We start from the raw sequence: 12,270 nt of genomic DNA on the forward strand, positions 1-12,270 counted from the left end.
ATTTCATACAATCTCGCAACCTCACGTATAGAATACTTCCCAGACAGACAATCTCTGATCGCAGCTAACTTGAATGCCTTTGCATACTTTTTCCAGGTAGTAGACGCCTTTAGGCTTTCCTTACCATATTTATCATACTTGCGTTTCCAGCCCAAAATCGTTGAAGGGCACACGTTATATTTTGAACCTAGTTCATATGCTGAATAATTTTCATCTAATGCTTTTAATATCTCGCATTTCAATTCTGCGGAATAAGATCTTTTGGACATAATAAATACTCCCCCATAAGCAGCCAGATTTTTTATTTTTTTATCTGTCTACTTATAGGGGAGCATATCACACGATTCAATGTGTTTAATATGCTTGGTAATGATCCAGATGCAGGAATGCTCTCGTGGCGATTTCGTTGTAAATGCGTAGATGTCTTGATTTGGATTAATTGGAATTGGCGGAAGCTGTGTTACGTTTAATAAAGCTTTCATTGCTTCTGTCCTCCCTTGGTAGGAGGAGCCACCGCGAATGCATGCTTCTTCAATAATCCGTTTACTCGTTTTCATAGCATACTGCGTTTGATCAACCTCTTCAATCTCAGTTGTGACCTGACTATGGTAAGCTGACCGAATATAAAGTGTTTTCTCATTTACTTGATAAGACGTATTTACTAAATTGATCTCCCTCACTCCATTTCTTTAGCTAAAGCAATAATACCTTGATTTTTTTAGACAATTTTCATACTTTCCTCTTCCTAACGCTATTATCGCATAGATTAAATGACGCTACTATTAATTACCATTATCAATCTACTCATGCATACTAAAAGCTTGCATTCATAAATAGTAAGGGATTATTGAGTTCTCGACAAAAACAGTTTAAACTAATTTAGTTAAGGTAATTAAGAGAATAGAAAGTAAGTCTAGTAGCTTGGGAGAGAGGGATGTTAATGTACTGTCAAAACTGTGGCAAGGAGAGTGACCAGTATGCGCAATACTGTCAATTCTGTGGGCATACACTTGGCAATTATTCAGAAGTCATTTATGGTGCAGAAGGTGAAAGTAAACAAGATGAGCAAATGGCTGCCTTTGTAGGGAAGGGTTATGATTATTATCAAAAGAATTGGACGATGGTGACAAATCCAGGTCGCTCTGTTAACTGGAATTGGGCTGCTTTCTTTTTGGGTGTATTTTGGTTGGGCTATCGTAAAATGTACAAAGCTATTTTACTTTTATTAGGTTTTTTTATCCTGACAGATCTTATTGAACTACTAAGTGGCAATAGTCAAATTGCTGAGCACCTATCAACTGCCATTATGTTTGGTGTTCCTGTTTTTTTAGGCATGTACGGTAACACACTTTATTATCGACATGCTAAAGCGAAATTGTCACGTCTGCAAGAGCGTGAACAGGATCTTAATGTCATTGCAACTGTCGGCGGTACGAGTGGCAAAGGTGTAGTCGGCGCAGTATTCTTACTTATTGGCTATGTGTTTGTGTATGGCATATTACTAGCTATCTTTAACACGGGCGGCATTGTCTTTGGAACGGAGCAGGGTAGCTATGGTGTGAACGCTATCCAAGAAGAGTTTACTCAGCTCGATGAAATCTTTTATGAAGTAGATTTTGGCGAAACAATCGATGGTTCGACAGTACAGGTTCGTGTTTATACCAGCCTTGGTGATACGGAAACATTATATGCCGAATTTGACGAGTTGTTAGAGCCTGGATGGGATGGGTACTTTAATTATTTATATAGTCCAGAATATGATTGGCTAGAGCCAGGCAAGTATATTGTTCGCGTTTATTATGAGGGAGAAATGTTAAGTGAAGGCAGCTTTACCGTAACCCCAGCATACAACTAAATTTACAAAAAATTGACCCGCATCATTTTGATGTGGGTCGTTAAATTTGGTGTCGCCTGAGAACAGGGGGAATGCGACGTGTCAATCGCATCTTCATCATAAGCCATTGTGATTCAATGCGTTGCGCTTCCTACCATTAAGGGCAAGAGTCGCTACTGTTCATCAACTCCTTAGAGTGTCATGATGAATATAAATACATCTTACAATAGACAGAAGATTCACGCGATTACCTTGTTAGAAAATATAACTAGCTTTTTGTAATTAGCTAAAATGCTAACGATTAGTTGACTTTAGGTTAGTCGATGATTGCTAATAAGCGCTTTTTCAAGAGAATAACGTGCAAAAAGTGTTTAGCGAGAATTAATCTGGGAATAGGTTAATAGGACAATCGTAAAAGGAGGAATTTAATTGGATAAAGTGTTTGGAAGTCCAAGTCGCTATATTCAGGGCAAAGATTTGCTAGTTAGAGCGGGGCAATACATTGAACCCCATGGAAAAAAACTACTTGTGCTTGCTGATGAACAGGTTCAAGAGATCTGCGGTAATGAGCTTGTTAATGGTTTAAAAGAAGATGATTTTGAAATTACTAATGTAACATTTAATGGTGAATGTTCGTTTAAGGAGATTGAGCGGGTTGCTTCAATCGGGCAAGAGAATGGTGTAGATGCCATTCTAGGCGTGGGTACTGGCAAAGCATTAGACACAGCGAAGGCAGTTGCTGCTGAGTTAGATGTGTCGATGCTTATCTTTAACACACTGGCGTCCTCTGACGCACCTACTTCAGGGTTATCAGTTATTTATACCGAGGATGGTGAGGTAGAAAAGTATCAATTTTATGACAAGAATCCAGATCTGGTCATGAATGATACCCGCATCATTGCTCAAGGACCAGAAAGAATGCTTGCCTCGGGTATGGCCGATGCATTAGCAACTTTAGTAGAAGCACGGGCAACAAGTCAAGCAAATGGCGATAATATGCTTGATGGTAAGGCAACTATCGCAGGCTATGCGATAGCAGAAAAATGTGAGGAAATTTTATTTCAATACGGGTTACAGGCCTATGCTGCTAATAAGGAGCAACGCGTGACACCGGCTCTAGAGGCCGTTGTTGAGGCAAATACATTATTAAGTGGGTTAGGTTTTGAGAATGGCGGTATTGCGGGGGCTCACGCTATCCATAATGGGTTAGCAGCTATCCAAGGTGACATTCATGAAATGACACACGGTGAAAAGGTTGCTTACGGAATTGTAGCTCAGATGATTTTAGAAAATAAACCAGCTAAAGAATTAGACCGTTACATTGGTTTCATGCTTCAGCTCGATCTACCGATTACAAAAAAAGCGATTCATCTTGATCAAGTAAGTGAAGAGGAGCTAAAAAAAGCGGCCGAACTTGCTGTTGATCCAGATGATACGATGAGCAATATGCCATTTGAGGTTACCGCTGATGAGGTGGTTGAAGCATTACATGCGGTTGATGTGTATGTTAATGATTATAAAAAAAGATATCAGCTTGACCAAGGTACTTCTTAAGATTGGGTATTCAAGCCTGTATAAGGCTATAATCTATCGATGCAAATTTGCAAGTTAACATCGCCTCTTTATAATTAGAAAGCGCAAACCCCATTCCTCTTTGAGTGGAGTTTGCGCTTTTTTATCGGAGTGACGCAAACTTACAGATACAGGTACATCAAGCCTATGGTGTTATATTGCGTTACTGAATGCAATTTAAGTGTAAACTTGAGCCCGAGATATACGGAAAGATTATTGCCAACATTGATAAATGCTAAAAATAATTAGTCAGTCTCAGTTCCAGTTACATCGGTTGTATGAGTTTTGGGAACGTTAAAGCTAATCATTGTGCCGTGATCTGGTTCACTTTCAATCACAAGTGCCGTATTAAACAGCGCCTTAAGCCGCTTATTGGTATTGTGTAACCCAATACCAGGCTTATCCTTTTCAATGTTAGCTGCAAAGATCTGTTCCACCTGAGCATTCGTCATGCCTACGCCGTTATCTTTAATGCTAATACAGTAGTGATCTGTAAGCTCGTCAATTGTTATCTCAATTGTACCACCCTCTGGTCGGCGCAAAATGCCATGTCTTAATGCGTTTTCCACCAACGTCTGAATGGATAGAGGTGGGACAACAATGTTCTCCTGCTGGTTAATCTGCCAATTGACAGTGATTCGATCAGGAAAACGCTGCTGTTCAATGTATAAATAGGCTTTGACCAGCTCCAGCTCTTCGGTAAGAGCGACAAGTGCTTCCGTATTTTTAAAATGAAAACTCTTCCGCAAATAGATCGTAAAGTAATCAAGTAATGTTAGCATTCTATTATGATCAATTGCAGAGAGGGAGGCAATTGTGTTAAGTGTATTGAACAGAAAATGCGGCTGAATTTGCGCTTGTAGCCATGCTGCCTCTGTTTGCAAGCGTTGTTCGACAGATCGTTTTAAGTAAATTAATGTCGCAATCCGTGCCTTTAATTCAATACCATCGACTGGTTTGGTCATATAATCATTTGCGCCAGCTTGAAAGCCAGTCTGAATATCAGCTAGCCGATCGCGAGAAGTAAGTAATAGGATCGGCAGCTCTGATAGGCTATATTCCAGTCTAATCTTCTCTGTTAATTGAAAGCCAGTCATAATAGGCATGGTTACATCAGTAATAACAAGATCCAAATGTCTGTTTTTAATTAGTTCCAAAGCCTGTTCCGCGCTTGTCGCGGTATGAATGATGTATTGGTTACTGAGCATCGCAAGAAAGACTTTGAGGTTAACGATATCGTCATCGACTAGCAGAATGACCCCTTGATTATCAGCTTCATTCGCGTTACTTTGTCCAGTGCTCAATTGCTCATCACTAATCTGCTGGTTAAACGTGCTTTGTGAAACAGCAGGGCTATCACTAATTGGTAATGAAAAAGTAAATATCGTCCCTGTGTTTTTTTCTGATTCCACGGTAATTTGCCCGCCATGAAGTTCAATTAAATTCTTGCAGATAGCAAGTCCGAGACCTAAGCCATTATTTCGATTAGACTGTTGATCTCCCTGGTCATAGGGGATGAATATTCTTCCTAGTGCTTCCTCGCTAATGCCAATCCCAGTATCGCGGATACTTACTTGCACATAGCTCTGTTTAAGCAGTGTAGCTGATATATAGATATTACCTTGTTGCGTATATTTAAGTGCATTTTCAATTAAATTAAAGAATATTTGGGTAATCCGATGCTCATCACCATTAATTAATGGAAAGTCGTGGGCAACCTCAATATGAATAGTCGTCTGTTTATCATTAATTTTGTACTTAAGCATATCGACGACGGTTGTAATAACAGCATGTAAATTTACAGGATTGATATTTAGCTGTAATCGTTTCTCACGTAATGTTGATAAATCAAGCAAATCCTCCAAGGTTTGATGCATATGCTTAGCTATTTGTAGTAATAAGTTAATATCTTTTGTCTGGGTGTGGCTAAGTTCTGATCCTTGCTCAGTTTTCAACACCTCAGCAATGTTTATTAAGGCATGGAGTGGATTTTTCAGTTCATGGGAAGTGTGCGCGAGAAACTGATCCTTTAATTTATCTGCTTCAATTAGCTTAGTTGATTGCTCCTTTACTAAATTGATCGTACGCAGGTGGGTTCGAATAGCTAATAAAACAATAAATAGTAAGGTGAAAATAAAATCTAATGGATAAAATGGAATATCAACAATGTAAAATTTAATGAGTGTGCCCCAAGTGACATTTGAAGCATAGCTTGTCAAAAAAAACAGTAACAATAACGCATCGGGATGGTTCTGTTTTACTGCTTTAAATAAGAGCCCGTATAAACAGCACACTGTAATAAACGCTAAAATGACAAATGAAATCGTTGGCCAAATTAATAAGCGAAATGGCAGTGCGAACGCTAGCAGGTTCATTCCCCAATAAAGAATATGAAACAGCCGATGAACGACAGCTTTTTGATAGTCGATTTGAATCAAAATAAAGCGGACAGACAGAAAAAAGGTAGTAAACAATAGAAAAAATAAAATACGCGTTTCTAATTGAAACGGGATAGGTAAATTAATTACTACTGCATCATCAATTAAAACACTAAGGGCTGTGGCAATTAGTAATAGCGTGTAATTAATAAAGAGTGACGTCTTATTTCTCCTAAATAAAAATATCATGATAAGAACATAAACGGCATGTAATAAAAAAATTGTAGCCACAACAATTTGTAACGTATTAATAAATACTGTCTCATTTTGAATCTGTTCCATGTAGCCAAATTTAACCGGCTTAGTTATCCCTCCTTGATGAGGCATGTCAAAGTTTGACACATGGACAACTAGCTCAAGTTCGTCTTGGTTAGTTGAGAAGAAAGCATTAAAGGCTCCTTCTCGGTAACTGACTTGTCCGGGACGCTCTGCTGGTTGATTAATGATTGTTAAGAGCTCCCCATTAACATAGATAGCAGCAGCAGAAGTGATGCGATCAAACTTAAACCCATAGTAACGGTCAGTTAACTGTTCTGGTAATTGAACCTTTAAATAGTATGTGCCATAGCCATAATTAGTGGTGTCACTGTGCGGTCGGAATTGTAGGGCGCCTTCCCAGTTACCTGGAACAACAATAGCAGTTTGGTGCTGGTCAGCCGCAGTTAAATTAGGCTCTACAATAAATTGGTCAGGAAAGAAAAGCCATTCACCATTTAAAGTGACATTCTTATTTAAAAAATCCCAATTGCTTAGGTTAACTTGTCCCTCTACCAGATTAGGTTGATTACGGGTAGTATGGTAGTAACCCCATCCTGTCCGAACAGCGAGCAAAATAAGTGCATAACTTGATATCAGAAGTAAAGCACGTGTACGTTTTGATTCGATCAGCTTGTTTATCGTTGTCACCCCAACATCTCCATTATATAGCTCTTTCCTATAGCCAACTTAACCTTATAATAAAGATTAAGTTGGCTACTATAGCACAGCACGACCCGTACTTGTTCCGTTAAAAATGAACGGTTCTCACTAGTGGTACTTGCGCCAGCTTTTATACCAGTTATTAATTTCTTTCGATGCATGTGTATCTAATGATTCAATAAGTGCTTTTTGATAACGCGTAAATAAGGAATTAACACGCTCATTATCATTTAGAATCGCATAGATTTTCATAAGCTGTAGAGTAGCTTCCTCATGCTCAGGTTCATAGGTTAAGATAACTTCGTACCACTTCTTCGCTTCGTCCCATTGAAGCTTCTGTTTAAAAAAACTAGCTAACTGGAGTGCATGCTCGCACCAAAGTGTTTGCAAAAAATACTTGTAATCTTCAGCCCATAAATAATTATATTGATCTAAATAATGCCCCTGGTACTCAAGTAAGGTTGTAGCATGGATATGCGTATACTGCTCAGTTAGGGGAGGGAGCTTCTTCATATTAGTCTCCCAATCCTCAAGGTCGAGCACAATGTTCTTAGTTGCGAGCATGTAACCTTCATTTTCTTTAATAATTTTTAAACAGTTTTGATAAGGAGCCAGTGTTTTTCGAATATGATAAATGGCCGTATAAAGCTGGTTAACTGCTTTTTCAAAGGTAAGGTTAGCCCATAATAAATCAATAATCTCTTCGCGTTTAACAAGCTTGTCCTTTTTATGTAATAAATATAGAAATAGCTCTCTCGTTTTCATGGTGCGCCAGGAGGGTGAGTTTTTGCTTCCAGAGCCTATTTGTAAGGTTAGACAATTTGTTACTGAGATCTTAAGTGTCTCTTCGCTATTATGAATGACATGGAGCTTCTGATAGCGTGATATGCGGTCAATTGTCTTGGCTAAGCGCTCGCGATTAATTGGCTTAAGCAAGTAGTCAAGTGCATTAACTTCAAATGCATCAATCGCAAACTCATTGTATGCAGTCACAAAGATCACCGAGATGGTTGGATTAACGGCTACTAATTGCTCTGCAAGTTCAACGCCGTTCATATCTGGCATATCAATGTCCAGAAAGACAAGATCAATGGATTCCGAGTTAACAACTTCAAGTGCTACAGAAGCACGCGTTAGTTTATGTAATATTTTAATATCACTCGTTTGCTCTAATAAAGTTGCTAAGTAGTCAAGCGCTAAAGGTTCGTCATCTACTAAAATGGCGTTCATGTAAAAATTGCCCCCTCTCACCTATACTTTCGTCATATAATAAGTTGATCTAAAGTACTTCAGTTAATTTAGTTCATTATAACTAAATTGATTGAGAATTCAAAGATAATGGAAGAGAAATAAAAAAAGCTTAAGGACAGAGGGCTGAAAACGGTGTTGACTAGATCATAAAAAAACAGCGGTATGGTAAGTGTTTAGAAGGGAAATAGATACTTACCATACCGCTACTATTAAGTTGTGTAACGTTTATTTAGCGACTCCTTTCGCCTTGTACCAGTGATTTACCCATCCAGCGTTTACTAATCCAGCGTGACAACAGAATAGCAGCTCTGATCCATTCATCAGCTGCCATTGCGATCCAGATACCAGCTAATCCGAGGTCGAACGTAATTCCTAGTAGATAGGCAAGCGGTACACAGACTCCCCACATAATCAGTACGGCAACAAGTACAGGGAATCGGGCATCTCCTGATGCTCGGAGTGAACTTATTGTAACTAAGTTTGTTGTCCGTCCTGGTTCAAGAATAAGGCCGATAATTAAAATGGTGGCTCCTAATGAGATGACATTAAGATCACTAGTGAACAGTCCAAAGATTTGTTGTCCCAATAGTGCTAATATACTTCCAATTGTAACAGCGACAATAAGCGAGTAACGCAAGCCAATAAACATATTTTTATAGGCTTCTTTTTCTCTACCAGCACCAACCAATTGGCCAATATAAATCTGCATGCCCTTCGCTACAGATAATGAGAAGATCATCATAAAGCCAATTAAATTCTGCGCATAGACACGCGTTGCTAAAGCCGTTCCACCAATTGCTGTGATAAAGATAGTAATAACAATTTGACTAAGATTATAGGACATTTGCTCACCAGCAGCAGGTGCGCCAATGTGCAATATTTTTTTAATATACGCGTTTTCAATTTTAACAAAGTACCGCCAAGAAAGTTTTAAAGGCATTCTTTTTAATAGAATCCGAAAGAGAGCGATCATCGCAAATAGCCGAATAAGAGCGGTTGACAATGCTACACCAGTAACGCCTATCTGTGGCACGCCAAAAGCGCCAAAGATAAATAAATAGTTACCTAGAATATTGGCTGCGTTCATAATAAGTACGGTGTACATGACGTCTTTGGTAAACCCCATTGCTTGTAAAATTGCCGATATTGTGAGAATAATAGCCTGTGCGAATAACGCTACTCCGACAATTGAAATGTAAGTATTGGCGAAATCATACAGTTCTTGCTCTAACGAGAACAGATTGAGAAACTGATAACGAAAGAGGACAACAATGATGCTTACCAGCAAACCAAAGATAAGGTTAAAGGTTATGGCATGGGCAATGGTCTTCCGTACCTGTTTAGGCTGTTGTGCGCCAACGTACTGAGCTACGACAACACCTGCTCCCATTGCCGTAAAATTAAATAATACGAAGGTAAACATCATCACCTGATTAACGACGCCGATTGCAGCGACCGCTTGATCAGAAACAAAGCTTAACATAAAGACATCAGAGAACTTCATGAGCATTTGTAGGAAAACCTCAATAAAGATCGGCCACGTTATTAAAAAAAGTTGTTTTCGAGCTGATATAGTTGTTGTACTTGTTAATTGCTCCACTAAAAATTCCACCAAATTTCATTTTTAATTAATGTAACCGCTATTATATCACAAAAATGAATAGAAAAAGATTTTTTTTCGAGTTACGAAATATTTTTTGCGTTTGTATACGTTGCTGAATTATTATAGGAGATAGCAAGCTTTCATATTAAAAGGGGGATCATAATGGTTTTGAAAAAAGTGGTACTTGTAACTGGCGGGGCTAACGGGATTGGCAAGGCAGTAAGTCTTGCTTACATAGAGCAGGGGGCAACGGTCATTGTTGCGGACCGCGATCAGAGAGCTGGTGAAGCACTCATTCAAACTAATGAACAGCTGTTTTTTTTCAATACCAATCTCAGGGATGCTCAATCCGTAGCGAGCTTATTTGAATTTATTAATAAGAAATGGGGGACGCTTGATATCCTTATTAACAATGCCGGTATTATGATCAATCAACCGCTGTTAAAGCTTTCAATTGATGAGTGGGATGAGGTTTTGGAGACGAATTTACGCTCGGCATTCCTTTGTACGAAAGAAGCTGTTAAATTAATGGGGCAGGGGGGAGCAATTATTAATATTGCCTCAACACGTGCCTTTATGTCAGAGGCTGATACTGAGAGCTATGCAGCAAGTAAAGGTGGCTTAATTGCATTAACCCATTCATTGGCAATTAGCCTTTCTGAACAAAAAATTACGGTAAACGCTATTAGCCCAGGCTGGATCGAGACCGAACGTTATGATAACTTATCAGAACGTGATCACAATCAACACCCTGCTAATCGCGTCGGCACACCAGATGATATTGCGCGGGCGTGTTTATTTCTATCTGCCCCTGCTAACAATTTTATTACAGGAGAGAATTTAATAGTTGATGGTGGAATGACCAAAAAAATGATTTATCAGTAGTTAATCAACGTCATTTAACTCAAGATCTTAAGCTCTATCCAGTGCAAGATGTCTTGATAAACTTCCAGCCAATTTGTTTCAAACAGAATTTCATGGCGTGCATCTGGATAGAGCTTTGTTGTTACATTTTCCATACCGGCAGCCTGATAGCTGTTCGCCACTTGCCTTACGCCCTTACTGTTCTTACCAACAGGATCAGACATGCCACTAATGATAAAGAGCGGCATCGCTTTATTTATTTTATTAACTTCTTCTTGCTTATGGATTAAGGAAATGCCACCAAGTAAATCGTCATAAAAGCGAGTTGATGAAACAAAGCCACACAAAGGATCCTGCTCATAAGTGGTAACAATACTTGAATCTCGACTTAACCAGCTCTCTCCCTTTTTCTTGAACGGCCGTTCAAAGCTACCAAAGGTTAATTTATGCAGTAATGGACTTGCAGTCCTGTCTCCTCGCACCTTTGCTTCTAATCGTGCAATAAGCTGACCGGCTTTACCCATTATGCCCTGGTCAAAGCTAGTCCCTGATAAAATAACCCCGTTAACCACATTGTTAAAGCGCTGGATATAGCGTCTGACTAAAAAAGACCCCATACTATGGCCAAGTAAAATAATAGGAACATCAGGGTGTGCTTGTTCGATCTGGTTAGTTACCGTTCTCATATCGTCCACTACGCGCTCAAAGCCATTTTGCTTAGAAAAGAATCCCATTGATTCTGAGCGCTCACCCGTTTTACCATGGCCACGATGATCATGGGCATAGACGAATATGCCACGTTCCACTAACCATTGAGCAAAGTCATGATAACGACCACCATGTTCAGCCATCCCATGGGCAATTTGTAGAATAGCGGTTGGTTGCTGAGTTGGCTCATGCCATTTTCGTAAAAAAATGGCCATTTGTTCTGAGTTTTCTAGCCAATATGTTTCTTGCATCGTTACACACCCTTCTAGTCAAGTAATTAACTAATTGCAACGCATTAAGCTTTGTGGGAGATAAATTTGAAGGCGTATTTCTTCGGATGATAGTACACTTTTGAGTATTCAAAAATGAGTCCATCTTCAAATGTTGCAAATGCACTTAAAAACAATAAAGGATCATGGGTACTTAAATGGAAGATTTCCATGAGCTCTTCATTAGGGAGCATGGGAATAAGTTCGCTATAGCGTTTGTCAATGATACGCCCTTTCTCCGCAATGTAATCATATTTAGAATACTTCATAATCTCGACCGACAAATCGGGGAAAAGTTCAACTGGTAAGTAAGATTCCTCTAGGATGAGCGGCTCTTGATCGGCAAAGCGGAGCCTTTTAATATAGTAAACCTGTTGACCGCTCTCTAGCTGAAGAATATCCTTGATATCTTCAGGTACGGCCATTAACTTAAACTCTTTTATTTCATTTGAAGGCATGTTATCTAATGCATCCATCTCTTCAGTAAAGCTCTGAAGTTTGAAAATGTTGTGTTGAATCTTGTTATGACTTAGATAAGTTCCACTTCCTTGAACACTATAGAGTAAACCGTCCTCAATTAATATTTTTATTGCTTGTCTAATGGTAACCCGACTAACTTTATAGATGGTAGCGAGTTTACTTTCAGGCGGAATAGCATCGCCTTTGTCCAACTCACTACTTAATATGTCTTCTTTTAATTTAACTGCCACTTTCTTATATAAAGGCAATGAATTGCTAAGCATTATACGTCCAACCTCTCTTAAATTTCCTTGATCTCAGTTTACCATATTCATCCTATAAATAAAAGGTATC

At 39.0% G+C, this 12,270-nt stretch carries 10 protein-coding genes; 3 read left to right on the forward strand and 7 right to left on the reverse strand.

Going from position 1 to position 12,270, the window contains the following annotated elements; translation table 11 throughout:
• Both BM000_RS11790 and BM000_RS11795 read right to left on the reverse strand, forming a co-directional pair.
• Positions 1 to 269: transposase (locus BM000_RS11790; protein ID WP_143063867.1), on the reverse strand; the 269-nt coding region annotated here is incomplete at its 3' end.
• 48 nt (positions 270 to 317) lie between these two features.
• Positions 318 to 680, reverse strand: coding sequence for a competence protein ComK (locus BM000_RS11795; RefSeq protein WP_091498612.1), 363 nt, complete (start codon positions 678 to 680; stop codon positions 318 to 320).
• Positions 681 to 940: 260 nt separating this feature from the next.
• Here BM000_RS11795 and BM000_RS11800 point away from each other — a divergent pair, with 260 nt between their 5' ends.
• On the forward strand, positions 941 to 1,855 hold the full coding sequence (locus tag BM000_RS11800; RefSeq protein WP_177178289.1) for a DUF2628 domain-containing protein: 915 nt from the start codon (positions 941 to 943) through the stop codon (positions 1,853 to 1,855).
• A 408-nt stretch (positions 1,856 to 2,263) separates the two neighbouring features.
• Positions 2,264 to 3,388, forward strand: coding sequence for a glycerol dehydrogenase (locus tag BM000_RS11805; protein ID WP_091498618.1), 1,125 nt, complete (start codon positions 2,264 to 2,266; stop codon positions 3,386 to 3,388).
• Between the two features lie 263 nt (positions 3,389 to 3,651).
• Here BM000_RS11805 and BM000_RS11810 read toward each other — a convergent pair whose 3' ends face one another.
• The 3 genes from BM000_RS11810 to BM000_RS11820 all read right to left on the reverse strand — a co-directional run bounded on the left by BM000_RS11810 (position 3,652) and on the right by BM000_RS11820 (position 9,613).
• The gene (locus BM000_RS11810) at positions 3,652 to 6,750 is read right to left on the reverse strand and encodes a hybrid sensor histidine kinase/response regulator (RefSeq protein WP_091498621.1); all 3,099 of its coding nucleotides are present in this window, start codon (positions 6,748 to 6,750) and stop codon (positions 3,652 to 3,654) included.
• Between the two features lie 120 nt (positions 6,751 to 6,870).
• Positions 6,871 to 7,992 carry a response regulator gene (locus BM000_RS11815; RefSeq protein WP_091498623.1) on the reverse strand — a complete coding sequence of 374 codons (1,122 nt, stop codon included), beginning with the start codon at positions 7,990 to 7,992 and terminating at the stop codon, positions 6,871 to 6,873.
• Positions 7,993 to 8,242: 250 nt separating this feature from the next.
• On the reverse strand, positions 8,243 to 9,613 hold the full coding sequence (locus tag BM000_RS11820; protein WP_091498626.1) for an MATE family efflux transporter: 1,371 nt from the start codon (positions 9,611 to 9,613) through the stop codon (positions 8,243 to 8,245).
• 165 nt (positions 9,614 to 9,778) lie between these two features.
• On the opposite strand from BM000_RS11820, the gene BM000_RS11825 reads away from it, so the two are divergent.
• Positions 9,779 to 10,501 carry an SDR family NAD(P)-dependent oxidoreductase gene (locus BM000_RS11825; RefSeq protein ID WP_091498628.1) on the forward strand — a complete coding sequence of 241 codons (723 nt, stop codon included), beginning with the start codon at positions 9,779 to 9,781 and terminating at the stop codon, positions 10,499 to 10,501.
• A gap of 14 nt (positions 10,502 to 10,515) precedes the next feature.
• Here the strand turns inward: BM000_RS11825 and BM000_RS11830 are convergent, their stop codons facing one another.
• Positions 10,516 to 11,439: an alpha/beta hydrolase gene (locus tag BM000_RS11830; protein WP_091498631.1), complete on the reverse strand. Its 924-nt coding sequence runs from the start codon at positions 11,437 to 11,439 to the stop codon at positions 10,516 to 10,518.
• A gap of 44 nt (positions 11,440 to 11,483) precedes the next feature.
• Positions 11,484 to 12,200: a GntR family transcriptional regulator gene (locus BM000_RS11835; protein WP_091498632.1), complete on the reverse strand. Its 717-nt coding sequence runs from the start codon at positions 12,198 to 12,200 to the stop codon at positions 11,484 to 11,486.
• Positions 12,201 to 12,270: the final 70 nt, after the last annotated feature.

The organism is Amphibacillus marinus (genome assembly GCF_900110345.1).
Lineage (GTDB): Bacteria > Bacillota > Bacilli > Bacillales > Amphibacillaceae > Amphibacillus_D > Amphibacillus_D marinus.